Genomic DNA, 24944 nt, shown 5'->3' with positions numbered 1-24944 from the left:
GGACACACCGCGCCGCCCGGTGCGCAGTCCGCACCGGACACCCGAGGACCGGCCGTCCGAGTGGCGCCGCACCCGCGCCCCTTCCCACCAGCCCCTGCGAGCCCAGTGGGATCCCGTTTCGGGGGAGAGCACCCGCCCGCGTCCGCCGCGCCCGGATCGCGGGGTGCGCCGGCAGAGCCGGCTCGGGCGCTTCGTCGCGACCTACGGATGGCGGGCCTACGCCGTTCCCGTCCTCGCGATCCTCACGGTGATCGTCGGGGTGGACGCCCTGCGCGCCGGTGGCGATCGACCCGAGCCCGCGGCGGCCGGGGACGCGGTAGCCGAATCCGGCGGCGTGGTGGGTGTGCCCGCGCCGGTCGCCGACGGCACGTTCCCCGCCGATCTGCCGTCCGGTGCGCTCCCGGAGGGTGGGCCGTTCACGGCGGCCGGAACCGGCACCTGGCGGGTCGTGCCGGGGACCGGCGATCAGGTCGGCACCGGCCGCGTCTACACCTACACAGTGGAGATCGAGGACGGCGTCGACACCACCGGCTACGGCGGCGACGCCGCATTCGCGCGGATGGTCGACGAGACCCTGGCCAACCCGAAGAGCTGGATCCAGGACCCGGCGTTCGCATTCCGGCGCGTCGATCAGGGTGAGCCCGACTTCCGGGTGTCGCTGACCTCCCAGATGACGATCCGGCAGGGCTGCGGGTACGACATCGAACTCGAGGTCTCGTGCTTCAACCCCGGCGTGGGCCGGGTCCTGCTCAACGAGCCCCGCTGGGTGCGGGGCGCCGTCGCGTTCCAGGGGGACATCGGCTCCTACCGCCAGTACCTGATCAACCACGAGATCGGGCACGCCATCGGCTTCGCCGCCCACGAAGGGTGCGGGAGCGACGGAGGCTTGGCGCCGATCATGATGCAGCAGTCGTTCGGCACGGCCAACGACGACATCGCCGGGCTCGACCCCGAGGGCGTCGTCCCCCGCGACGGGCTGACGTGCAGGTTCAATCCGTGGCCGTATCCGCGAGCATGAGGATGGGACAATCGGGGAACCGCCCGATCGAACCGGCCGAGGAGCTGTCGTGACGTCACTGCCATCCCTGGTGGAATCCGGTGCACTGCCACCTCTGGTGGAACCCGCCGCGGACCTGACCCGCGAGGAGGTGGCCCGTTACAGCCGGCACCTGATCATCCCCGGGGTGGGGGTGACGGGGCAGCGACGGCTGAAGAACGCGCGGGTGCTGTGCATCGGTGCCGGCGGCCTCGGTTCCCCGGTGCTGCTCTACCTCGCCGCGGCCGGGGTCGGCACCCTCGGCATCGTCGAGTTCGACGACGTCGAATCGTCCAACCTGCAGCGGCAGGTGATCCACGGGGTCGCCGACGTGGGCCGGCCCAAGGGGGAGAGCGCCCGCGACACGATCCGGGGGATCAACGAGAACGTGGCGGTGCGCCTGCACCCGGTCCGGCTCGACCGCAGCAACGCCGTCGAGCTGTTCGAGCAGTACGACGTGATTCTCGACGGCACCGACAACTTCGCGACCCGCTACCTCGTCAACGATGCGGCGATCCTCGCCGGCAAGCCGTACGTATGGGGGTCGATCTTCCGGTTCGAGGGACAGGTGTCGGTGTTCTGGGAGGCCGCGCCGGGCGGGCGGGGACTGAACTACCGGGACCTGTACCCGGAGGCGCCTCCGCCGGGCATGGTCCCGTCCTGTGCGGAGGGCGGTGTCCTCGGGGTGCTCTGTGCGTCCGTCGGGTCGATCATGGCCACCGAGGCGATCAAGCTGATCACCGGCATCGGCGAGTCGCTGCTCGGACGGCTGATGATCTACGACGCTCTCGCGATGAGTTACCGGACGGTGACGTTGCGCCGTGATCCGGGCCGGGTGCCGGTGACGGAGTTGGTCGACTACGAGTCCTTCTGCGGTGTCGTGCCGGACGACGCCGCCGAGGCCGTGGCCGAGTCGACGATCACCCCGACCGAACTGCACCGGCTGCTCGAGTCGGACCGGGAGATCGAACTGATCGACGTGCGCGAGCCGGTCGAGTGGGACATCGTCCACATCGACGGGGCGCGGCTGATCCCGAAGGACCGCATCCTCTCCGGAGAGGCGCTGGCGGAGCTGCCGCAGCACAAGCCGATCGTGCTGCACTGCAAGACCGGGATCCGCTCGGCCGAAGCGCTCGCCGTGCTGAAGAAGGCCGGGTTCTCGGACGCCACGCACCTGCAGGGCGGCGTGCTCGCGTGGGCTCAGCAGGTGGACCCGTCACTGCCCGTGTACTGAGGGAACACGGTGAGATAACGATGCGGGAATGCTGTCCCCGGGTAACGGAGTGCCTTCCCTGAAGGCGGCGGCGCCGACTGTACGGTGTGCCCCGTGAGTCCCCTCGAACCCCCGCAGCACGTGCGCTCGACCTTCGGCCTACGCGACGTCGAACCGGTCCCGCTCGGGGCGGACTGGGACGGTGGCTGGCGCTGCGGCGACGTCGTGCTCTCGCCGGTCGCCGACCACGCCCGGGCAGCGTGGTCGGCGAAGGTGCGCGAGAACCTCGACGTCGACGGGGTCCGACTGGCGCGGCCGGTTCGCTCCACCGACGGCCGCTACGTCGTCTCCGGCTGGCGCGCCGACACGTACATCGTGGGCACCTCCGAACCACGGCACGACGAGGTGGTGGCGCTGTCGCTCCGGCTGCACGCCGCCACCGCCCAACTCGAGCGACCGCGCTTCCTCATGCAGCCGCCCGTGGCGCCGTGGGAGGACGTCGACGTGTTCGTCGCCGCCGACCGCGCGGCCTGGGAGGCGGTACCGCTGCGCACCGCCCGCGCCGCCGGCGCCCCCGACACCGTCACGCCCGACGGACGCAAGAGCATCGATCTGATCAACCAGCTCGCGACGTTGCGCAAGCCGGTCCACCTGCCCGATCAGCTCGTGCACGGCGACCTGTTCGGCACCGTGCTCTTCGCCGGCAGCGCCGCACCCGGCCTGACCGACATCACCCCCTACTGGCGACCCGCGTCGTGGGCGGCCGGCGTCGCCGTCGTCGATGCGCTGTCGTGGGGCGGCGCCGACGACGAGCTCATCGGCCGCTGGGAGGACCTGCCGGAGTGGCCGCAGATGCTGCTGCGCGCGGTGATGTTCCGGCTCGCCGTGCACGCCCTGCATCCGCGCTCGACGGAGGAGGCGTTCCCGGGGCTGGCACACACCTCGGATCTGGTGCGTCTGCTCCTCTAGGTCTCGCCTCCTCTAGGCGTCACTGCCGCGCAGCTCCCCGAACATCGCGAGGGCGGCGGCCGCGGCGCGACCCGGGTCTCCTGCGACGACGGCGAGCACCAGTTCGCGGTGCTCGTCGTGGAAGCCTGCGCCGGTCTCTTCGACGCGACGGCGGATCGTCTCCTCGATGACGGGTATCAGCGAGTCGTAGAACTCGAGGTACACGGCGTTGTGGCTGGCCGCGACGATCGCGCGGTGCAGGGCGACGTCGGCGGCGAGGGCGGCGGCCGAACGCGGGTCCGCCCACGCGCGCATCCGCGCGTCGAACAGTTCGGTCAGGTGTTCTGCGTCCGCCCGGGTGCGGCGCTGCGCGGCGAGCGCCGCGGCGGTGACGTCGAGCGCCTGCCGCAGTTCGAGCACGTCCTGTTCGTGGGCGTCGGCGAAGTAGGTGCCGAGTGCGCTGCCCACCTCCGAGGTGGCGACGACGTAGGTGCCCGATCCCTGCCGTCGCTCGAGCAGCCCCGAATGCACGAGTGCCTGGACGGCCTCGCGCACGGTGTTGCGGCCCGTGCCGGTCAGCTCGGCCAGGATGGGTTCGGTCGGGATGCGGGTGCCCACTGCCCAGGCGCCGGTGCGGATGTGGCCGCGTAACTGCTCGGTGACCTGGGCGACGAGACCGGTGCGTCGCACGGTGCGCATGGGGCTCCTTCCTGCATCCGGAAAACACCTTCGACGATATACATCGGGTCATCCTATGATTCGCTCCGTGGTTGTCACCGATGCCGGATCCACGTCCCTGCTGCGGGGACGTCTCCTCGTCTTCGTCGCGATCGTGATGTCCGCCCTCACGCTGCGCCTCGCCGTGACCTCGTTCAGTCCCCTTGCCGAACAGATCCGCGCCGAACTCGGCTTCGCGCCTGCCGTGGTGGGTGTCTTCGGGATGGTGCCGACCGCGATGTTCGCGGCGTTCGGTCTCCTCACCCCGGTCATCGCACGGCGAGCGGGGCTCGAGACCACGGCCCTGATCGCGATGCTGGCCGCCGGAGTCGGCATGGCGGCCCGCGCGCTGACTCACGAGACGTGGACACTGCTCGCGTTCTCGGCGCTCGCCCTCGCCGGAATGGGCGTCGGCAACGTGGTGATCCCGCCGCTGGTCAAGCGGTACTTCTCCGACCGGCTCGCCGTCGTGAGCACCGTCTACATCGTCGGCGTCCAGATCGGCACCGTGTTGCCCGCCCTGGCCGCGGTCCCCGTCGCGGAAGCCGCGGGGTGGCGCTGGTCGATCGGTCTGTGGGCGGCGTGGGCGTTCGCCGCGGCGATTCCGTGGATCGGCGTACTCCACCGGGCCCGGGGTGCGAAGCCGGGCACCCGCGACGCGCCCCCTTCCGCCCCTGCACCCGGCCGGGTGTGGCGCTCGCCCGTCGCATGGGGCATGGCCGGCATGTTCGGCATGACCTCCCTGATCACCTACTCGATGTTCACCTGGATTCCCGCCGTACTGCTCGACGCCGGGGGCAGCGAGGCACTCGGGGGCGCGATGACCGCGCTGTTCTCCTTCGTCGGCCTGGCGGCCTCGTTCGTCGCCCCCGCCGCGTGCGCCCGCATGCGGGATCCCTTCCCGCTCGTCCTCGTGTGCGTGGCGAGCTACGCCGTGGGGTTCACCGGCCTGCTGCTCGCACCGCTGACGGCCACCGCCCTGTGGGTGCTGGCGATCGGCGTCGGGCCGACCACCTTCCCCATGGCACTGACCCTGATCAACCTGCGCACCCGCACCCATGCGGCGTCGGCGGCGCTGTCCGGGTTCACCCAGGGCCTCGGGTACACCGTCGCCTGCGCCGGACCGGTCCTGGTCGGGGTGCTGCGCGAGATCACCGGTGGCTGGACGGCACCGTTCGTGTTCCTCGGCGGCGCCGCGTTCGTGGTCCTGATCGCCGGCCGGGTGGCCTGCCGGCCGCGGTACGTCGAGGACACCTGGGGCGGCTCCGGCGCCGATCCGCACCCCGCGCACCCCCGCGGCGACGACCTCACGGAGACCTCCTGCCGCAGGTGAGCATCTCTTGACGCGGCAGTCACCGAGGGCAGCACCGCGGCAACACCCGTTTCCTACCTTGGGTCCATCGATACCGACCCGAGGAAGGGGCATGGGGTGGCCGCAACGACCGGAATATCACCGACCGAAGGCCTGCGTGCGAAGTTCGCCCGCAAGCACCGCATCGAACACTGGGACGCCGAGGACACGGCGGCATGGGACGCCGGCGGCAAGGAGATCGCGAAGCGGAACCTGATCTGGTCCGTCCTGGCCGAGCACGTCGGCTTCTCCGTCTGGTCCATCTGGTCCGTGATGGTGCTGTTCATGCCGACCGACGTCTACGGCATCGATGCCGCCGGCAAGTTCTTCCTCGTCGCCGTGCCTACCCTGGTCGGTTCGCTGCTGCGCATCCCCTACACGGTCGCCACAGCCCGGTTCGGCGGTCGCAACTGGACCGTGTTCAGCGCGCTGGTGCTGCTGATCCCCACCGTCGCGACCCTGTACCTCATGCTCAACCCCGGCTTCTCCTACACCACCTTCCTGGTGGTGGCCGCGATCGCCGGCCTCGGCGGCGGCAACTTCGCGTCGTCGATGACCAACATCAACGCCTTCTACCCGCAACGGCTCAAGGGTTGGGCGCTGGGCCTGAACGCGGGCGGCGGCAACATCGGCGTGCCGGTGGTGCAGCTCGTCGGCCTGCTCGTCATCGCCACCGTCGGCAACACCGAACCGTGGATCGTGTGTGCCGTCTACCTGGTGCTGTGTGCCTTCGCCGCGCTCGGCGCGGCCCTGTTCATGGACAACCTCGGTGATCAGCGCGCCGACCTGCGAGCGATGGGGGAATCCCTGCGCTACCGCGACTCGTGGATCCTGAGCTTCCTCTACATCGGCACCTTCGGCTCCTTCATCGGTTTCAGCTTCGCGTTCGGCCAGGTACTGCAGATCAACTTCCTCGCCGGGGGCGCGACCGCCGCCGAGGCGGCCCTGCACGCCGCACAGATCGCGTTCGTCGGTCCGCTGCTCGGATCGATCGCCCGGCCGCTCGGCGGCAAGCTGGCCGACCGCATCGGGGGCGGCCGGATCACGCTGTACACGTTCGCGGCAATGGCCCTCGCGGCCGGACTGCTCGTCACCGCCGGCACCCTCGACGACGCCACCGCCGGCGCCGCCACCGGCGGAATCATGGTGACCTTCGTCCTCGGGTTCATCGCCCTGTTCCTGCTCTCGGGTATCGGCAACGGCTCCGTCTACAAGATGATCCCGTCCGTCTTCGAAGCCAAGGCGCAGAGCCTCGACTCGCTCGACAGGGCCGGGAAGGCCGCCTGGGCGCGCAGCATGTCCGGCGCCCTGATCGGTTTCGCCGGCGCCATCGGCGGTCTCGGCGGCGTCGGGATCAACCTGGTGCTGCGCGCCTCCTACAGCAGCGAAGCCAAGTCGGCGACCATGGCGTTCTGGGTGTTCCTCGCCTTCTACCTGGTCTGCATCGTCGTCACCTGGGCCGTGTTCCTGCGCCGCCCCAGCGCCCCCACCGGGCAGACGCCCGCCGAGCGCGACGTCACCACCGTGGCCGTCCGCGCCTGAGGGCGCCCCGGCCCCACCCGCACACCAAGGAAGAAGGAAACGGTATGAGCCACAAGTCTGTCGTCGTCGTCGGGCACGGCATGGTGGGCCACCGATTCGTCGAGGCGCTGCGCACCCGTGACGAGAACGACCTCTGGTCGGTGACGATCCTGTGCGAAGAGCCGCTGCCCGCCTACGACCGCGTGGGACTGTCCTCGTACGTCGGTTCCTGGGATTCGAGAGAACTCGCCCTCGCCGGCAACGAGTACGAGGGTGACGACCTGGTCGACCTGAGGATCGGCACCCGGGCCGCGGCGATCGACCGGGCCGGGCGCACCGTCACCACCGACGCCGGCGAGGTGATCGGGTACGACGCGCTCGTCCTGGCCACCGGCTCGTACCCCTTCGTCCCGCCGATTCCCGGCAAGGATCTGGCCGGGTGCTTCGTCTACCGCACCCTCGACGACCTCGACGGCATCCGGGCCGGCGCGCAGCAGGCCGCGCCGGGTGCGGTCGGCGTCGTCGTCGGTGGTGGACTCCTCGGGCTGGAGGCAGCCAACGCGCTGCGGATGCTCGGCCTGACACCGCACGTCGTCGAGTTCGCGCCGCGGCTCATGCCACTGCAGGTCGACGAGGGCGGCGGCGCGCTCCTCGCCCGCCTCGTCACCGACCTCGGCCTGACGGTGCACACGGGCGTCGGCACCGCCGGGATCACCGACGGTCCCGACGGGTTGCGGGTGGAACTGTCCGACGGATCGGTGATCGACGCCGCGCTGCTCGTGTTCTCGGCCGGGGTGCGCCCCCGCGACGAGCTGGCCCGCGACGCGGGGCTCGAGCTGGGCCCCCGCGGCGGCGTCCGCACCGACCTCGGCTGCCGCAGCACGACCGACGACGCGATCTACGCCGTCGGCGAATGTGCCGCCGTCGACGGCACCTGCTACGGACTCGTCGCGCCCGGCTACAGCACGGCAGAGGTCGTGGCCGACCGGCTCCTCGGCGGCGGCGCCGAGTTCCCGGGGGCCGACCTGTCGACCAAACTCAAGCTGCTCGGGGTCGACGTCGCGAGCTTCGGCGACGCGCACGCCGCCACCCCGGGCGCCCTCGAGGTCGTGCTGTCGGACGCGGCCAAGGGCACCTACGCCAAGCTGGTCGTCTCGGACGACGCGAAGACACTGCTCGGCGGCATCCTCGTCGGCGACGCCTCCGCGTACGGGTCGCTGCGGCCGCTCGTCGGCCGGGAGCTGCCCGGCGACCCTGCGGCGCTGATCTCGCCGGCGGGGGAGAAGCCGGGCGCCGGGTCGCTGCCCGACGACGCCGAGGTGTGCTCGTGCAACGGGGTCACCAAGGGGGCGATCTGCGGCGCCATCGCCGACGGCGCGTGCGACATCGCCCAGGTCAAGGCGTGCACGGGCGCCGGCACCACGTGCGGCGGGTGCCTGCCCACCGTCAAGCAGCTCCTCGCGGCGTCCGGCGTGGTCATGTCGAAGGCGCTGTGCGAGCACTTCGATCAGTCCCGGGCCGAGCTGTTCCAGATCGTGCAGGCCACCGACACCCGCACGTTCTCGGCACTGATCGCCAAGTACGGCCGGGGGACCGGCTGCGACATCTGCAAACCCGTCGTCGCCTCGATCCTCGCCTCGACCGACTCGGATCACATCCTGGGCCGGCAGCAGGCGGCGCTGCAGGACACCAACGACCACTTCCTGGCCAACATCCAGAAGAACGGCACCTACTCGGTGGTGCCGCGGATGCCCGGCGGGGAGTGCACCCCCGAGCAGCTCATCGTCATCGGCGAGGTCGCCCGCGACTTCGGGCTGTACGTCAAGATGACCGGAGGACAGCGCATCGACCTGTTCGGCGCGCGGGTCGAGCAGCTGCCGCTCATCTGGAAGCGACTCGTCGACGCCGGCATGGAGTCCGGCCAGGCCTACGGCAAGTCGTTGCGCACCGTGAAGAGCTGTGTGGGATCGACCTGGTGCCGGTACGGCGTGCAGGACTCGGTCGGCATGGCCGTCGACCTCGAGCTGCGCTACCGCGGGTTGCGCTCCCCGCACAAGCTCAAGTTCGGTGTCTCCGGCTGCGCACGCGAGTGCGCCGAGGCGCGCGGCAAGGACGTCGGGGTGATCGCGACCGAGAGCGGCTGGAACCTGTACGTGTGCGGTAACGGCGGCCAGTCGCCCAAGCATGCGCAGCTGCTCGCCGGCGGTCTCGACGACGAGACGCTCGTGAAGTACATCGACCGGTTCCTGATGTTCTACGTGCGCACCGCCGACCGGCTGCAGCGCACCGCGCCCTGGCTCGAGGCCCTCGACGGCGGTCTCGAGCACCTGAAGGCGGTCGTGTGCGAGGACAGTCTCGGCATCGCCGGCGAGCTCGAGGCGGCGATGGCCAGGCACGTCGCCGGATACCGGGACGAGTGGGCCGGCGTCCTGGAGGATCCCGAGAAGCTGTCCCGGTTCGTGTCGTTCGTCAACGCCCCCGACGTGGCCGACCCGACCGTGCGGTTCGACGACTCGGGCAAGCGGAAGGTGCCGGTACTGGTCGGAATGCCCTCTTACCGCGAGGGAATCTCGGGTTAACCCCCGAGAAACACCGGCCCCGGAGAATTCCGTCCGTAGTTCCAAGGAGGACATTCATGACCGTCATCGAGACGCACACCACCGAACGCGCGTCGCGCGCCACCGTGTACGACGGGCGTCTGGAATGGACGTCGGCCTGCCCGCTCAGCCACCTCATCCCCGGTCGCGGCGTCGCCGTGCTGCTGCGCGGCGGGGAGCAGGCCGCGCTGTTCCTGCTCGACGACGGCACGTTGCGGGCGGTGGGCAACTTCGACCCGTTCGGCCGGGCCGCGGTGCTGTCGCGCGGGATCGTCGGCGACCGCAGCGGGGAGCCGACCGTCGCGTCCCCGCTGCTCAAGCAGGTCTTCTCGCTGGACGACGGACGCTGCCTCGACGACCCGTCGGTCCGCCTGCCCGTGTACGACGTGCGGGTGTGGGCCGGAGTCGTCCAGATCCACAGTCTCGTGCCCGTGCACCGCGGTTACGGCGAGCGTTCGTGAGCGAGGACACCGCGCCGCTGCACGGCTTCACGATCGGCATCACCGCCGCGCGCCGCGCCGACGAGTTCGCCACCCTGCTGACCCGGCGCGGCGCGGAGATCGTCCATGCACCCGCCATCCGCATCATCCCGCTCGCGGACGACGCCGAGCTCGAGCGAGTGACGCGCGACATCCTCGACACCCCGCCGGACATCACCGTGGCCACCACGGCGATCGGCTTCCGCGGCTGGATGGGGGCCGCGGACGGCTGGGGCCTCGCCGAGCAACTCGGCGAGGCCCTGGGCGGCAGCCGCATCCTCGCCCGCGGGCCGAAGGTCACCGGCGCGATCCGCGCGGCCGACCTGCGGGAGGAGTGGTCCCCGGCGTCCGAGTCCTCCGCCGAGGTGCTCGAGCACCTCCTGGCGGAGGGCGTGGAGGGGGTGCGGATCGCGGTGCAGCTGCACGGCGCCCGGACCGAGTGGGAGCCCGGTGCGGACCTGTGCGAGGTGCTGCGCGACGCCGGTGCCGACGTGGTGGCGGTCCCGGTGTACCGGTGGACCCCGCCCGACGATCCCACCGCGATGGACCGGCTCATCGAGCAGATCGCCGATCACAGCATCGACGCGGTGAGCTTCACCAGCGCCCCGGCCGTCGCGTCGCTGCTGCTGCGTTCCAAGGCCACCGGCATGCTCGAGGCGATGCTGCGCGCCCTGCGCACCGGCGTCACCGCGGTGTGCGTGGGTCCCGTGACGGCCGCGCCCCTGGTCGAGCTGGAGGTGCCGGTCTCGGCGCCGGGCCGGGCACGGCTCGGATCCCTCGCCCGGCACCTCGCCGAGGAGCTGCCGCGGCGCGCCCACCGCATCGAGGCGGGCGGGCACGTGCTCAGCGTCCGCGGCCGGTGCGTCGTGGTCGACGGGGAGATCCGCTGCCTGGCGCCCGCCGCGATGGCGTTGATGCGAACCCTGGCCGCCCGCCCCGGCCGGGTCGTCTCCCGTGAGGAACTGCTCGCCGCGCTGCCCGGGGGCGGAGGCGACACCCATGCCGTGGAAACGGCGGTGGCGCGGCTGCGGTCCGCGCTCGGCGCCCCCGCGATCGTGCAGACCGTCGTCAAGCGCGGCTACCGGCTCGCGGTGGACCCCACCGGCGGCGCCGACAAGGACTACCCCGTCGGCGGCGCCGACAAGGACTACCCGATCGGCTAGAGGCATCGTCCCCGGCCGACCCGTTCCCGACCAGGAGTTGTGACCATGACCGACCCGGCTCTGCTGCTCGTCGCCCACGGCACGCGCAATCCGCGCGGCGTCGAGACGATTGCGGCCCTCGCCGACGCCGTCTCCCACGAGGTGGGCACGACCCGCGTCGCCTTCGTCGACGTCCTCGGACCTTCGCCGTCGGAGGTGCTGCGCCGCTCCGGGCGACCCACCGTGCTGGTGCCCGCCTTCCTCGCCTCCGGCTACCACGTGCACGCCGACGTACCCCGGGAGGTCACCGACAGTGGGCATCGCGCCGTGGCGGTCACCCGCGCGCTGGGACCCGATCCCGTGCTCGCCCGGGTGCAGCTGCAGCGCCTCGCCGCGGCCGGCTGGCGACCAGGGGACGCGGTGGTGCTCGCCGCGGCGGGCTCCTCCGACCCGCGCGCCGTCGGCGACGTGCGCCGGGCCGCGGGCATGTTGTCGGCCCTCGCGCGCGTCGCCGTGCGCGTCGGGTACGTCGCCACGGGATCTCCACGCGTGCCGGACGTCGTCGCCGAACTGCGCGCCGCGGGTGCGGGCCGGGTGTTCGTCGCGTCGTACCTGCTCGCCGACGGCCTGTTCCACGCGCGTCTCGCCGACGCGGGCGCCGACGGCGTGGCGGCACCGCTCGGAGTGCACGACTCGATCGTGCGCCTGGTGGCCGACCGGTACCGGTCCGCGGCCACGGCGCTGCTCACCGCGGAGCCGCTGCGCAGGTGAGCTTGCCGACACGGCGCGGGCGATGAGAGCTGCGCCCCGTATCGTCGATCCCCGTGTCCGAAGCGATGGTAGAGCCGGGAGCCGGGTCCCGGAGTGACGCGGCGTGCCCGCCGCTCCCGGCACCGGGGCCGGCCCGGACGCTCCTGCTCGGCGTGCCCAGGCGAGGCCGGCGCTGGCCCGGCGCGCTGCGCGCCGCCGTCGCGGTGGCGCTGCCCGGCCTCGCCGGTCTTGCGTTCGGTCACGGACCCGTCGCCGCGACCGTCGCCCTCGGGGCGTTCGCCGTCGTGTACGGCGAGGGTCGCGCCTACCGGGCGCGGTGGAAGGTGGTGCTGTTCGTCGCGGCGGCACTCGTCGTGCTGGCCGGTGTGGGTGCCGGGGTCGGTGTGCTCGTGCAGTCGGGGGCGTCGTGGACGTGGCTCCTGCTCGTGGCGGTCATGACGGCCGTCGTCGCCGTGGGTGCCTTCCTGGTCGACGCGTTGCGGTTCGGTGCCCCCGGTGCGTTCCTGCCGCTGCTGACCCTGGAGATCGCCGCGGCGCTGCCGAGTGCCGGTGTGCCGGTCGGCGCGGTCGTGTCGTGGACGGCGGTGGGTGCGGGCACGGCGGTTGTCGTGTCGATGTCCGGCGTGGTGGTCCGGCCCCGCACGCCCGAGCGTGTCGCGGTGGCGGCGGCCGTGTCGGCCGTCGACACCTGCCTGCGCGCCCCGGCGGCGCTCGGCCCGCGGCACGAGGCGGTCCGGGCACTGCACGCCGCATGGATGTGCCTGCACGACGGGCGGATCGGCGACGGTGACCATCCGCTGACCCGGGCGCTCCGAGCGGCGCATCTGCGGCTCGCGACCCTCGTCGCGGGCACCGACGAGGGCGCCGCCTCCGAGACCGACGACCTGCGACCGCAACCGCCACTGCCGCGCCCGTCGGCGCGATACCGGCTCGCCCGGGCAGCTCGGCCCGGCAGCCGATCCTGGACCATCGTCGTGCGCCTTGCCGTGGCCGGTCCCGTCGCGGGCGCACTGGCACTCGCGGGCGGTGTCGGACGACCGGACTGGGCGGTGATCACGGCGGCGATGGTGCTGCATCAGGGACCCGACCGGGTGCTGGGCAGCTACCGGGGTCTGCACCGGTTCGCCGGTACCGTCGTGGGCCTCGGCGTGCTGGCCGCGGTCGTGTGGGCGGCGCCGACGGCCGTGGGGGTCGTCGTGGTGGTGGCGGTGCTGCTGGCCGGAACCGAGGAATACCTCGTCCGCAACTACGGGGTGGCGATGGTGTTCATCACGCCGCTCGCGCTGCTGCTCGGGGGCGGTGGGGTGCCGCACGACTTCACCGTGGTGGCTCGCGACCGGTTGCTCGAAACGGTGATCGGCGTGCTCGCCGCCGTCGCGGTGCTGTGGTTCGTGTTGCCGTCCGCGCATCGCCGCGTGCTGCGCTTCGCCGACGCGCGGGTCGCCGAGACGGTCGCCACCATCGTGCAGGCGCGCGCGGCGGGGGAGCGGACCGCGCTGCCGGAACTGTGCCGCGACCTGGAGTTCGATCTGCACGCCGCGACGACCGCAGCGATCGTCGCGGCCCACTCCGAACCCGCCTGGACGCGCGAGCGGTGGCCGGAGCACCGGCGACTCCACGAGACCGGATACCGGGTCCTCACGCATCCGGGCTGACCGGTGCCGGTCACTGCGGCAGCGGCACCAGCTCCACCGGATCGCCGTTCTCCGCGCCGGGTGGCACGAGCGCGATCGCGCGCCGTCCGATCAGTCCCGCCAGGTGCGCGGTGCGGACCGCGTTGTCGCACACCCACGATCCGTTGCCGGTCTGTCGGGCCGGCAGCAGCCGGGTGACGTCACCGCTCACCTGCGAGGCGTTCGCCAGCGGTGCGGTCCACGGTGCCTGCGGCCGGCGGCCCGTCAGACCGTCGACGACGGCGGGCAGCATCACCAGCAGCGTCGCGACGGCCGCGACCGGATTGCCCGGCAGGCCGAGCACCACTCGGCCGTCCGGCAGCACGGCTGTCACCTGGGACCCGCCCGGCTTGCACCGGACCCGTTCGACGACGATCGACGCGCCGGCCCGCGCCAGCGCAGAGCGCAACTGGTCCGCGGCCCCGCCGCCGGTCGCCCCGGCGACGACGATCGCGTCGACGCCGGTGGTCTCGCCGAACAGCCGGTCGAACCCGTCGCCGGTGTCGCGCAGGTGCGCCTCCCCGGCGACGGCGGCCCCGCACCACTGCACGAACCGCGGCAGGACGGGACCGAGCGAATCTCGGGTCTGACCCTCGCGCAGCGGCCCGTCGCGGCGGATCTCGTCGCCGGTGACGACCACGTGGACCCGCACGGGTCCGCGGACCTGTACGGCGGTCACCTCGCCGCTCAGCGCCGCGGAGATCACCGCCGGGCCCAGGGCGACGCCCGCCGCGGCGAGTTCGACGCCGGGCGCCCAGTCCTCCCCGCGACGGCGCGCGTCGTCGCGCACCGGGGCATCGGGTATCCGGGTGACGGTGCCGTCGGTCACCTCGACGTGTTCGTCGCGCACGACCGTCGTGGCGCCGGGCGGCAGGTAGGCGCCGGTGGCGATGCGCGCCGCCTGGCCGTTCTGCAGGGTGAACGGCTCGGTCGCGCCGGCCCGGTGGACCTCGGCGCGCAGCAGCCACGGTCCGTCGCCGGCGACGGCGTATCCGTCCATCGCCGACACCGCGGCTCTCGGCAGCGCCTCGGCGGCGACGAGCGGTGCGGCGAGGGTGGCGCCCTCCGCCTCGTGCGGCGCGCGGGTGCGGACCGGCAACCGCGGCAGCGACTTCCGGAGCGCCGCGCGCGCGGCCTCGGGGTCGGCCGCGATCAGCCCGGAACGGGCGGCCCGGGCCTGCGCGAGCTCCTGCGGTGTGTCGCAGTCCGCGGTCCCCGCCACCGGGACCGTGACGTATCGCTCCGGCAGCAGGGCCTTCATCGGTTGATTGGCCGGATCCGCCCCCAGCGCGGCGAGGTGGCCGGAGAGCGCGGGACCACGCCACGCGGCGAGCAGGAACTGGATCCGCCCCGAGTCGTCGACCGCGAACGCCGCGTCGGATCCCGGGGCTCCGCGCAGGGCCTCGACGAGTGCGGCGACCGTGTCCGCGGTGAGGAACGGCAGGTCCGCGGCGAGGGTCAGCACCACCGGCTCGTGGACGCCCGCGGCGGCGAGCGCGGCAACCGGCCCGGCCCCGGCGGGCTCTTCCTGTACCTGAATCACCGCGGGGTCGAGATCGTCGCGTCGTGGTCCGACGACGGCGATCCGCCGGCACCCGCCCACCGCGGTCACGGCGATGTCGAGCAGTCGCCGTCCCCCGACGACGAGCGCGGGCTTGTCGACACCGCCCATGCGGGTCGCGCGCCCACCCGCGACGATGACGGCCTCCACGTCGGTCAGCGAACTCATGAGGTCATGCTGCCCGACGCCGGCCGGCGCGGCGTGCCGGGCCGGGTCAGTCCGGCGTGTGACGACTGCGCGGCGGCCCGCCGATCCCACACCGGCCCCCGCGTCGGCGGGGTGCGCGGCGGCCGGTGCACGCGTGCGGGAGGTCCTGCTGCGGCGCCTGCCCGGGCGGCGCGGTTCGCACCGCCCGCGGGGGTGTCGCTGTGCTGCCGGCTGCGGGACGGCCTCGGCTCCACCCGTCTCGTCGCCGCGGCGGAACGGCAGGACTCGTCCTGCCGCCGGGCACCCGATTCGGCGCCGGTCGTGCGTTCGACGACCATCAGCGCCGGCCGTTCACCCAAGCGGTCGCGGACCTACTCGCCGCGGTCGACGTGCCGGCCGGGCTCGGCGCGGCCGTCCTGGAGCCGCGTGCAGCGGCACCAGGTGTGAGCCGGTTCAGAACCGGTGTCGCGCCGCCGCGAGATCGACCCGGCCGTCGCGGATCGGCACTCCCTCCCGGCCCAGCCTGGCGAGCTGCCGGTGGGCCAGGTGCGCGGCGGGCCTCCCGGAGGCCGGGACCACCCGGTGCCACGGCAGGTCCGCGCTGTCGGTCCGCATGATCCAGCCCACGGTGCGCGGGCTGGACAGTCCGGCCGCCGCCGCGACGTCGCCGTAGGTGGTCACGCGGCCTTCGGGGACCGCCGCGACCAGTTCCCGGACGCGTTCGACGTCGGCCTCGCTCGTCGCCGGCACCTACAGCAGCTTCCGGACGAGGGCCGCCGTCTCCTGCGGTCGTGCCTGTTCGATCATGTGGTCGCAGTCGAGGTCGAGTGTCGTGAGGTTCGTGCCGAGCCGGTCGGCGAGGGCGGCCCGGAACTCGTCGGTGACGTACGGCGGCTGCACCTTCGCGGCCCGCGCGACGATCGTGGGCAGGTGGGCCGGGGGCAGGACGAACTCGCGTGCCAGCTCGCTCCACGACGCCACGAGCGCGGGAACGCACAGCCGCCAGTTGACCCGGCCGGAATCGAGGGTGACCAGGTGCTCGGCGAGTTCGGCGTCGAGCAGCGCGGGATCGACCTCACCCCAGGAACCGTTCGTCTTGTCGGCACGGGCCTCGGCCGCGTCCGTGTAGTCGGGGTGCTGCACCGTCAGCTCCGCGATCTCGAGCATGCGTTCCGGCGGCAGCCCGATCGCCGGATCCAGCAGCACCAGACCGCGCACCCGCTCGGGCGCAGCCGCGGCCAGATGCACGGCCAGGGCACCGCCGAACGAATGGCCGACCACCAGCACCGGACCCGAGGCGTGGGCGTCGAGGACGGTGAGCAGGTCCCGTACGTGTGTCTCGAAGTTCCACGGCGGCGTCCACGGGGAGCGGCCGTGTCCGCGCAGGTCCGGCGCGAGCACCCGTGCATGGGGGAGGTGCTGCGACGCGAGGTGCTCCCAGCGCCGGCCGTGACCGGTGAGGCCGTGCAGGGCGAGCAGCTGCGGACCGTCGACGGGACCGAACAGGTGGGTGTGCAGTTCGTTCACCCGTCGATTGTGTCAGGGCCGCGGCCGGCTCCAGGGGCAGCCGATGCGCTCGCACGGGGCCGGTGCGGCCGTGCCGGCCGATCGGCAGGGACGGGCCGGGCTCCCGGACCGGGGGTGGATTCGGTCTCGCGGGCGGTCAGACCGGCCGTGCCGGCGGGAACGACCACCGCGGCGACGGGGCGGCCGCTCACCCGGTCACGAACCACCACGGGGGGTCCGTCCTCGTCGGCGCAGTAGCGGTCGCCCCACTGGAGCAGTGCGACCAGGACGGGGAAGAGGTCCATGCCCTTGTCGGTGAGCCGGTACTCGTTGCGGGTGCGGTGTCCGGCCTCCCGGTACGGCACCGGGCGCAGGATTCCCGCCGCCACCAGTTTGCGCAGGCGGTCGGCCAGGATCGGCTCGGACATCCCGATGTGCCGCCGCATGTCGTCGAACCGGCGCACGCCGTTGAACGCCTCCCGCAGGACGAGCAGGGTCCACTTCTCGCCGATCACGTCCAATGTCCGCTGCACGGAACAGTTCGTCGTGTCCGTCTCCAACCAGCGCATGCCCCGAGGCTAGCCCCTTGCTCACTGCAATTTCAGAAGTTAGCGTGGCGCCATGGACACCACCGGTACCGATCTCCCCAGCGACAGCGCCTTCCTGCAGGCCGCGGGCCTCGTGCTCGACGAGGTCTCCGGCACCCGGGTCACCGGGCACATCGATCTGGGGCGGGACCATCACACCCCGTGGGGCGTCGTGCACGGCGGTGTCTACACCACCGCCGTCGAATCCGCGGCCAGCGTCGGAGCCAGCGCCGCTGTCCAGGACCGCGGCCAGTTCGCGGTCGGGGTCCACAACAGCACCGACTTCCTGCGCTCGAGCACGGGTGAGCGCGTCGACGTCGTCGCCGAACCACTTCAGCAGGGCCGCGTCCAGCAGCTGTGGCTCGTCACCGTCACCGGCACCGAGAGCGGCAGGACCCTGGCGCGCGGTCAGGTCCGGCTGCAGAACGTTCCGCTGCCCGGCTGACTCGCCGCTCGCGGTCGGTTTCATGGTCGCCGCTCGCGGTTGTGCTGGATTCACCGCTCGCGGCGGTGCCGTCTTCGCCGCTCGCGGCGTGTCGGACCCGTCTGCTGGAATGGCCGCATGACCGACGCCGACCTTCGCCCCGACGCCCGGCCGCAGCAGGTCGAGGTGCGTCTGGTGCCGAGGCCGGACGAGGCACCCCCGCAGCGCCGATGGCCCGAGGACGTGCAGCGGCTGTTCGCGGACTCGCCGCCCCTGCCGCAGTGGCGGCCGTGGCAGGTGCTGGGCGGTCCCGGGACGGGAAAGACGGCGCTGCTCGTGGACCTGGCCGTCGCCCGGATCGTCGCCGGCGCCGACCCGGAATCGGTGCTGGTGCTCACCCATTCGCGACGCGCCGCCACCGAGGTCCGCGAGGCGATCACCGCCGGGTTGCTCCGCGCGGGGGTGGCTGGCGGCGGTCCCCGCGCCACGCGGGAGCCACTGGTGCGCACCGTCCACTCGTACGCGTTCGCGGTGCTGCGGCTGCAGGCGTCCACACACGGCAACCCGCCGCCGCGCCTGATCACCGGAGCCGAGCAGGACGCCGTCCTGCGCGAGTTGTTGCGCGGAGATCTCGACGACGGCGCAGGAATGTGGCCCGAGCGGCTGCGGCCCGCGCTCGGCATGACCGGTTTCGCAGTGGAGCTGCGGGACCTGATGCTGCGCGCCAACGAACGCGGTCTCGGCCCGGAGGACCTGATCGAGCTCGGGCAGCAGCGATCGCGACCGGAATGGGTCGCCGTCGGCGAGTTCGCCGCCCGGTACGAGCAGATCATGCTGCTGCGCGGTGCCGTGGGCATGGAGGCCCCCGAGGCCACCGCGCCCGCCCTCGACGCCGCCGAACTCGTCGGTGCCGCCCTCGCCGCATTCGTCACCGATCCGGACCTGCTCGCGCGGGAACGCTCCCGGATCCGGCACCTGCTCGTCGACGACGCGCAACATCTCGATCCGCAGGCCGCGCAGTTGGTGCGCGTCGTCGGCCTCGGCACCCGCACCACCACCATCGCCGGTGACCCGGACCAGGCGGTCTTCACCTTCCGCGGTGCCGACCCGGCCTTTCTCGCCTCGCTCGCCGACGACGACCCGAGCCGCCGCGTGGTGCTCGGAACCAACCATCGCGCCGCCCCGGAGGTGGCAGAACTCGTCGGCCGGATCACCCGGCGGCTCTCCGGTCTCCCGCCGCACCGCGGCGCACCCGCCGTCCCCTCGGACGATCCGGGAACCGTGCGGGTCCGGGTGCTGCCGACGCCGGCGAAGGAGGCCGCGCTCGTCGCAGACACGCTGCGCCGCGCCCACCTCGTCGACGGGGTGCCGTGGTCCCGCATGGCCGTCGTGGTGCGGTCGGTGCCGCGTTCGCTCGCTCCGCTGCGGCGGGCCCTGCTGGCCGCCGGGGTGCCGGTGACCACAGCTGCATCCGAGCTTCCGCTGGCCCGCCAGCACGGGGTCGCCGGGCTGCTGCTCGTGCTGCGGGCGCTGTCCGGGCTGCCGTTCGGTGGTGAGGAGGCGCTCGCCCTGCTGTCCGGTCCCGTCGGCGGAGCCGAACCGGTCGCGCTGCGCCGCCTGCGCCGGGGCCTGCGCCGGGTCGAACTCGCCGCCGGGGGCGACCGTGACTCGGCCGAACTGCTGCGGCTGCTGCTCGTCGACGACGAGAGCGAGGACGCCGAACGGCTCGTGCACGGCCTCACCGACGTCGAGGCGGCGCCGCTGAAGAAGGCGCAGTCCGTGCTGCGCAAGGCACGGGAGGCCGCGCGCCGCGGCGGCGGGATCGAGGACGTGCTGTGGGAGGCGTGGCAGGCCACCGGCCTCGAACGCAAGTGGTCCGCGGCATCCGAACGCGGTGGACCCGTCGGCGCGCAGGCGGATCGCGACCTCGACGGCATCGTGGCGCTGTTCGACGCCGCCGCCGACTACGTCGACCGGCTGCCGCGCGCCCAGCTTGCCGGATTCGTCGACTACCTCACCGAGCAGGAGATCCCGGGTTCCGTCCGCGCCCGCCTCGTCGCGCAGGCAGAGGCGGTGACCGTCGTCAGTGCGCACTCGGCGGCCGGCCGCGAGTGGGACGTCGTGGCGGTCGCAGGCGTGCAGGAGGGCCTTTGGCCGAGCCTGCGGGCCCGCGGCACCCTGCTCGGGATCGAGACGCTGATCGACGCGGTCTCCGGGGCCGACGACGGTGGCGACGGCACGACGCGGCTCTCCCGCACCGCCCCGCTGCTGGCCGACGAGCGCCGCCTGTTCCTCGTCGCGTGCAGTCGCGCGCGGCGCACCCTCCTCGTCACCGCCGTGGAATCGGTCGGCGGCGACACCGACATGGTGCGGTCCCGGTTCGTCGACGAGTTGGTGGGCGCGGCCTCGGACGACGAGGTCGACGAGCCGGGGGAGGACGTCTCGGTACTGCCGGAGGAGATCCGCACCCGCGTGCTCGCGCTGCCCACCCTCGTCGCCGAGCTGCGCAGCGTCGTGTGCGATCCCGTGGTGGCCCGCGACGACCCTCAGCGGCAACGCCGGGCAGCGGCACAGCTCGCGCGGCTCGCCCGGGCCCGGGTGCGCGGCGCACATCCGGACCAGTGGTACGGCACCGCCGAACCCAGCACGCAGCAGGAACTGTGGGACCCCGGGGCCGACGCGGTGCCGCTGTCGCCGTCGACGGTCGAACAGCTCACCACGTGCCCGCTGCGGTGGATGTTCGAGCGGCACGGTGGCTCCGACGGCGACAACACCCACGCTGTCGCGGGGAGCCTGGTGCACACGCTGGTCCAGGCGCTCGCCGGACGGATCCCGCCGGACCAGGTGGAGCGGGCGCTCGAACGGGCTTGGGACTCGGTCGATCTCGGCTCGCAGTGGTACGCCCGTCGCGAGCTCGAGCGCACCCGCGCCATGCTGGACACGTTCTCGGCGTGGCTGCGCGGTACCCGTGGCGAGCTCACCGAGGTCGGTGTCGAGATCGCCGTCGACGGCATCCTCGAACCCCGGACCGACGACGAGCCGCGGGTGCGGTTGCGTGGCCGGATCGACCGGCTCGAGCGGGACCCCGAGGGGCGGCCGGTGATCATCGACGTCAAGACCGCGCGCCATCCCGTCACCAAGGAAGCGGCGCAGGAGCACGCGCAGCTGGCGGCCTACCAGGTCGCCGCCGCGGCCGGCGCGATCGACGGGCAGCCCGCCGCCGAACCCGGCGGGGCACGGTTGGTGTTCGTCGCCAAACCTCACAACAAGGAGGGCGCCACCCAGCGGGTGCAGCCTCCGCTGGACGCCGAGACGCTCGACCGTTGGCGTGACGTGATCCACGAAGCAGCCGCGGCCACCCGGGGACCGCAGTTCCTGGCCCGGGTCAACGACGGGTGCCGGCACTGCCCGGTCCTGTCGAGCTGCCCGGCGCACGACGAGGGCAGGCAGGTGACGGGACAGTGACACCACCGACGGTGACCGCGGCCGAGTTGGCAGCCGCGCTCGGGCAGTTCCCGCCGACCGACGAGCAGGCCGCGGTGATCGAGGCGCCGCTGCGGCCCACGCTCGTCGTCGCCGGCGCCGGGGCCGGCAAGACCGAGACGATGGCGGCGCGGGTCGTCTGGCTCGTCGCGAACGGTTTCGTCGACCCGGAACAGGTGCTGGGCCTGACATTCACGCGCAAGGCCGCCCAGCAGCTCACCACCCGGATCCGCCGGCGGCTCGCGAAGCTCGCCGGTTCGCCGCTGGTGCGCGACCTCGACCCCACCGGCGGGCTACGGGCCCGCATTCTCGCCGGGGAGCCGGAGGTGGGCACCTATCACTCGTACGCCGGGCGACTGCTCGGTGAGCACGGGCTGCTGTTGCCCATCGAACCGTCGGCGACGCTGCTGTCCGAGACCGAACTGTGGCAACTCGCGTATCGCGTGGTCAGCGCCTGGGACGGCGACCTCGACACCGACCGCAATCCCGCGTCGGTCACCGAGTGCGTGCTGGCGCTGGCGGGACAGCTCGCCGAGCACCTCGTCGAGCCGGACGACCTGCGCGTCGCGCACACCGAGCTGGACAAACTCGTGCACACGCTGCCCGCGGGCCCCAAGCAACGTGGGGGCCCGGCGAAGACCCTGCTGAACATTCTCGACGTGCAGCAGTCGCGGATCGAACTGCTGCCCCTGGTCGAGCGGTTGGCGCAGACGCTGCGCCGCGAGGGCGCGCTGGACTTCGGCAGCCAGATGTCGCTCGCGGCCCGGATGGCGCGCGACCACCCGGAGGTGGGCCGTGCCGAGCGGGCCCGGTTCCGCGTGGTGCTGCTCGACGAGTACCAGGACACCGGCCACGCCCAGCGCGTCCTGCTGTCGTCGCTGTTCGGCGGTTCGCCGTCCGGCAGGACCGAGGACCCCATGCCCGCCGTGACCGCGGTGGGCGACCCGATGCAGTCGATCTACGGATGGCGTGGCGCGTCCGCGGCGAATCTGCCCCGGTTCTCGACGGACTTTCCGCTGGCGGACGGCAGCCCCGCACCGCGGCTCGAGCTGCTCACCAGCTGGCGCAACCCCCCCGAGGCCCTGGAGCTGGCGAACTCGGCGTCGGAGCCGTTGCGGCACAAGGGTGTCCAGGTGAGCATGCTGCGCGCCAAGCCCGAGCCGGTCACCGGTGACGTCCGGCTCGCCCTGCACACCGACGTCGAGGCCGAACGGGAATGGGTGGCGGAGCGGATCGCCGCCGAGTACGCGGCCGCCCGGGAGTCCGAGGCGCCGCCGCCCACCGCGGCGGTGCTGGTGCGCCGCAACGCCGACGCCGCACCGATCGCCGAGGCACTGCGCGCCCGCGGGCTGCCCGTCGAAGTCGTCGGTCTCGGCGGCCTGTTGCACACCCCCGAGGTCGCGGACGTGATCGCCATGCTGCGGCTGGCCGCGGACCCGACGGCTGGCAGCGCGGCCGTGCGGGTGTTGACCGGGGCCCGCTGGCAGCTCGGCGCCGCCGACCTGCAGGCGCTCTGGCGACGGGCCGGTGAACTCGCCATCGGGGGCCGGTTCGGCGTCGGCGGCTCGGTCACCGACTCGGCCGCCCTGGCCGAGGCGCTCGACAGCGCCCTGCCGGGCGAGCAGTCCGAGCAGGCGGGGATCGCCGACGCACTCTCCGATCCCGGTCCACCGCACCGCTATTCGGAGTTCGGGTACGCGCGCATCGTCGCGCTCGGCAAGGAACTGGCGTCCCTGCGGGAGCGGCTGGGCCAGCCGCTGACGGAACTCGTCGCGGAGGTGGAACGGGTCCTGGGCATCGGCATCGAGGCGCAGGCCAGGGCCGGCAGCGACGGCGGAGTCGGCCGGGAGAACCTCGACGCCTTCGCCGACGTGGTCGCCGGGTACGCGAGCCGCGGTTCGGCGACGTTGACCGGCCTGCTCGCCTATCTCTCCGCGGCGGAGGAGATCGAGGGCGGACTCGCCCCGGGCGAGGTGCAGGTCGCCACCGAGCGGGTGCAGGTGCTCACCGTGCACTCGGCCAAGGGCCTCGAATGGGAGGTGGTGGCGGTTCCGCACCTGACGGCGGGGGTGTTCCCCTCGTCGACGGCGGGCAGCACCTGGCTCGGCGCCCTCGGGGAACTGCCGCCGTCGCTACGTGGCGACCGGGCACTGCCGGACGAGAACAGCGAAGGTGTCCCCGTCCTCGATCTCGAGGACGTCTACGACCGCAAGTCGCTCGAGGACCGCATCGACACGCACAAGGACGCCCTCAAGCACCGGAAGATGGACGAGGACCGGCGTCTGTTCTACGTCGCGCTCACCCGCACGGAACGAGCCCTGTTCGTCTCCGGCCATCACTGGGCCGAGTCCGGAACGGAGCCGAAGGGACCGTCCCCGTTCCTGTCCGAACTGCACGAGCTGGTGGCGGAGCGACCCGGACTCGGTCGCGTCGAGATCTGGGCCCCGGCGCCGGAGGCCGGCACCGAGAACCCGATGACCGCGGATCCGCACACGGCCGTGTGGCCCCGCGATCCCCTCGGGCTCCGGCGCCCCTTCGTCGAGCAGGGCGCGGCCCTGGTCCTCGCGGCACTCGAGGAGCCCGAACCCGCGCCTCCGGCGAACCCGGACGACGACCCCGACGACTGGGCCGCGGACGTCGACGCGCTCCTCGCCGAACGGGCCCGTCGTGCCGAGCAGCGTGCCGAGGTGACGTTGCCCGCGCAGATGTCGGTCAGCCAGTTGGTGGATCTGGCTGCGGACCCGGCCGCGCTGGCCGCGCGACTGCGCCGCCCCTTGCCGTTCCGGCCGAACCCGCTCGCGCGGCGCGGCACGGCTTTCCATGCCTGGCTCGAACGCCGGTACGGCGCCACACGGCTGCTCGATCTCGACGAGCTGCCCGGCGCGGACGACGCCGGCGGCGACGAAACCGAACTCGACCGGCTCCAAGAGGCATTCCTGCGGTCGCAGTGGGCCCAGCGCAACCCGGTGGAGGTGGAGGTCCCGTTCGAGACCTCGCTGGCCGGGGTGGTGATCCGCGGCCGGATCGACGCGGTGTTCGAGGATCCGGACGGCGGCTGGACGGTCATCGACTGGAAGACCGGTGCCGAGCCCGACGAGGACCGGCTCGAGGCGGTGGCGATGCAGCTGGCCGCGTACCGCCTGGCCTGGGCGCAGCTGATGGCAGCCCGCACGTTCCGCGCGACCGGCCGGCCGGCCGAGCCGCCGCTCGGCAAGGTCCGGGCCGCCTTCCACTACGTGCGCACGGGACGGACCATCGCACCCGAGGACCTGCCCGGAGCCGAACGGCTGGACCGGCTGGTGCGCAGTGCCGGCGCGGACCGTCCGTCGGCCGGCGAACGAGAGCGACCGGCGTCAGCGGCGCGGGGCGTTGCGCCGGGCCGTGAGCGCCTGGGAGATCAGGGGTAGTTGCAGGGGCAGCCGGGCCACCGCGACCGCCTTCGCGGCCGGGGAGAGCCGCTCACTCCGCAGCCACGTCACGGCCATCTGCACGTTGGCCGGGAACACCGCGATCAGCAGCGCCGCGGCCAACGTCCCGCCGAGCCGGCGGGTCCGCGGAATCGCAAGTGCCGTCCCCACGGTCAGCTCGGCGATCCCGGATGCGTACGTGTACGTGCGCGGCGAGCCCGGCAGCGCCGTCGGCACGATCCGGTCGAAGGGGCGAGGGGAGGCGAAATGCGCCGCGCCCGCGCCGAGGAGGAGCGCGGACAGCCGCAGCGCCGCGCGCTGGGACGGGTGGGTGGACATGCGCGCCACACTAGCGGCCGACGCGTAGGCTGCGAGCCGATG

Annotated in this window: 19 protein-coding genes; 13 read left to right on the top strand and 6 right to left on the bottom strand. The window is 73.1% G+C overall.

The window, feature by feature from the left end; all coding sequences use genetic code 11:
* Positions 1-19: 19 nt before the first annotated feature.
* From ACWPQI_RS15590 to ACWPQI_RS15580, 3 genes are all read left to right on the top strand, one after another.
* Positions 20-1018, top strand: coding sequence for a DUF3152 domain-containing protein (locus ACWPQI_RS15590; RefSeq protein ID WP_372446902.1), 999 nt, complete (start codon positions 20-22; stop codon positions 1016-1018).
* 49 nt (positions 1019-1067) lie between these two features.
* Entirely contained in the window at positions 1068-2270 is a 1203-nt protein-coding gene (moeZ, locus tag ACWPQI_RS15585) for an adenylyltransferase/sulfurtransferase MoeZ (RefSeq protein ID WP_372446878.1), read from the top strand.
* Positions 2271-2363: 93 nt separating this feature from the next.
* Positions 2364-3218 (top strand): TIGR02569 family protein, encoded by an 855-nt coding sequence (locus ACWPQI_RS15580; protein WP_010594716.1) that lies wholly within the window; start codon positions 2364-2366, stop codon positions 3216-3218.
* Positions 3219-3230: 12 nt separating this feature from the next.
* On the opposite strand, the gene ACWPQI_RS15575 is transcribed toward ACWPQI_RS15580, so the two are convergent.
* A complete protein-coding gene (locus tag ACWPQI_RS15575; protein ID WP_059174414.1) occupies positions 3231-3896 on the bottom strand; it encodes a FadR/GntR family transcriptional regulator in 666 nt (221 codons plus the stop codon).
* Positions 3897-3951: 55 nt separating this feature from the next.
* Between ACWPQI_RS15575 and ACWPQI_RS15570 the strand changes: the two genes are divergently transcribed.
* The 7 genes from ACWPQI_RS15570 (at position 3952) to ACWPQI_RS15540 (ending at position 13430) form a co-directional block, all read left to right on the top strand.
* On the top strand, positions 3952-5247 hold the full coding sequence (locus ACWPQI_RS15570) for an MFS transporter (protein ID WP_010594714.1): 1296 nt from the start codon (positions 3952-3954) through the stop codon (positions 5245-5247).
* Between the two features lie 96 nt (positions 5248-5343).
* The gene (locus tag ACWPQI_RS15565) at positions 5344-6807 is read left to right on the top strand and encodes an MFS transporter (protein WP_010594713.1); all 1464 of its coding nucleotides are present in this window, start codon (positions 5344-5346) and stop codon (positions 6805-6807) included.
* A 44-nt stretch (positions 6808-6851) separates the two neighbouring features.
* Positions 6852-9365: a nitrite reductase large subunit NirB gene (nirB, locus tag ACWPQI_RS15560; RefSeq protein WP_010594712.1), complete on the top strand. Its 2514-nt coding sequence runs from the start codon at positions 6852-6854 to the stop codon at positions 9363-9365.
* A 56-nt stretch (positions 9366-9421) separates the two neighbouring features.
* Positions 9422-9844 (top strand): nitrite reductase small subunit NirD, encoded by a 423-nt coding sequence (nirD, locus tag ACWPQI_RS15555; RefSeq protein ID WP_010594711.1) that lies wholly within the window; start codon positions 9422-9424, stop codon positions 9842-9844.
* Positions 9841-11025: a uroporphyrinogen-III synthase gene (locus ACWPQI_RS15550; RefSeq protein WP_040272478.1), complete on the top strand. Its 1185-nt coding sequence runs from the start codon at positions 9841-9843 to the stop codon at positions 11023-11025. Before nirD ends, ACWPQI_RS15550 begins: the two co-directional genes overlap by 4 nt.
* Positions 11026-11070: 45 nt before the next feature.
* A complete protein-coding gene (locus ACWPQI_RS15545) occupies positions 11071-11775 on the top strand; it encodes a sirohydrochlorin chelatase (protein WP_010594709.1) in 705 nt (234 codons plus the stop codon).
* A 65-nt stretch (positions 11776-11840) separates the two neighbouring features.
* Positions 11841-13430, top strand: coding sequence for an FUSC family protein (locus ACWPQI_RS15540; RefSeq protein ID WP_048771107.1), 1590 nt, complete (start codon positions 11841-11843; stop codon positions 13428-13430).
* A 10-nt stretch (positions 13431-13440) separates the two neighbouring features.
* Here ACWPQI_RS15540 and ACWPQI_RS15535 read toward each other — a convergent pair whose 3' ends face one another.
* The 4 genes from ACWPQI_RS15535 to ACWPQI_RS15520 all read right to left on the bottom strand — a co-directional run bounded on the left by ACWPQI_RS15535 (position 13441) and on the right by ACWPQI_RS15520 (position 17231).
* Complete coding sequence (locus ACWPQI_RS15535) at positions 13441-15177, bottom strand: NTP transferase domain-containing protein (RefSeq protein WP_474738387.1); 1737 nt, start codon at positions 15175-15177, stop codon at positions 13441-13443.
* Positions 15178-15609: 432 nt separating this feature from the next.
* Positions 15610-15906 (bottom strand): MGMT family protein, encoded by a 297-nt coding sequence (locus ACWPQI_RS15530; RefSeq protein WP_010594705.1) that lies wholly within the window; start codon positions 15904-15906, stop codon positions 15610-15612.
* Complete coding sequence (locus tag ACWPQI_RS15525) at positions 15907-16683, bottom strand: alpha/beta fold hydrolase (RefSeq protein ID WP_010594704.1); 777 nt, start codon at positions 16681-16683, stop codon at positions 15907-15909.
* Positions 16680-17231 carry a winged helix-turn-helix transcriptional regulator gene (locus tag ACWPQI_RS15520; protein WP_202637477.1) on the bottom strand — a complete coding sequence of 184 codons (552 nt, stop codon included), beginning with the start codon at positions 17229-17231 and terminating at the stop codon, positions 16680-16682. Before ACWPQI_RS15520 ends, ACWPQI_RS15525 begins: the two co-directional genes overlap by 4 nt.
* Before the next feature lie 52 nt (positions 17232-17283).
* Here ACWPQI_RS15520 and ACWPQI_RS15515 point away from each other — a divergent pair, with 52 nt between their 5' ends.
* The 3 genes from ACWPQI_RS15515 to ACWPQI_RS15505 all read left to right on the top strand — a co-directional run bounded on the left by ACWPQI_RS15515 (position 17284) and on the right by ACWPQI_RS15505 (position 24563).
* The gene (locus ACWPQI_RS15515; protein ID WP_010594702.1) at positions 17284-17694 is read left to right on the top strand and encodes a PaaI family thioesterase; all 411 of its coding nucleotides are present in this window, start codon (positions 17284-17286) and stop codon (positions 17692-17694) included.
* A gap of 117 nt (positions 17695-17811) precedes the next feature.
* The gene (locus ACWPQI_RS15510) at positions 17812-21138 is read left to right on the top strand and encodes an ATP-dependent helicase (protein WP_102031287.1); all 3327 of its coding nucleotides are present in this window, start codon (positions 17812-17814) and stop codon (positions 21136-21138) included.
* Positions 21135-24563 (top strand): ATP-dependent helicase, encoded by a 3429-nt coding sequence (locus tag ACWPQI_RS15505; protein ID WP_237210791.1) that lies wholly within the window; start codon positions 21135-21137, stop codon positions 24561-24563. Before ACWPQI_RS15510 ends, ACWPQI_RS15505 begins: the two co-directional genes overlap by 4 nt.
* On the opposite strand, the gene ACWPQI_RS15500 is transcribed toward ACWPQI_RS15505, so the two are convergent.
* Positions 24510-24902, bottom strand: a complete 393-nt coding sequence (locus tag ACWPQI_RS15500; RefSeq protein ID WP_064066110.1) for a DoxX family protein — start codon at positions 24900-24902, stop codon at positions 24510-24512. The genes ACWPQI_RS15505 and ACWPQI_RS15500 overlap by 54 nt on opposite strands.
* Between the last annotated feature and the right edge of the window lie 42 nt (positions 24903-24944).

It is taken from the genome of Rhodococcus sp. LMD, from assembly GCF_056108245.1.
Note: the sequence above shows the minus strand (reverse complement) of the source record. Positions and strands in the feature narration are given on the sequence as shown.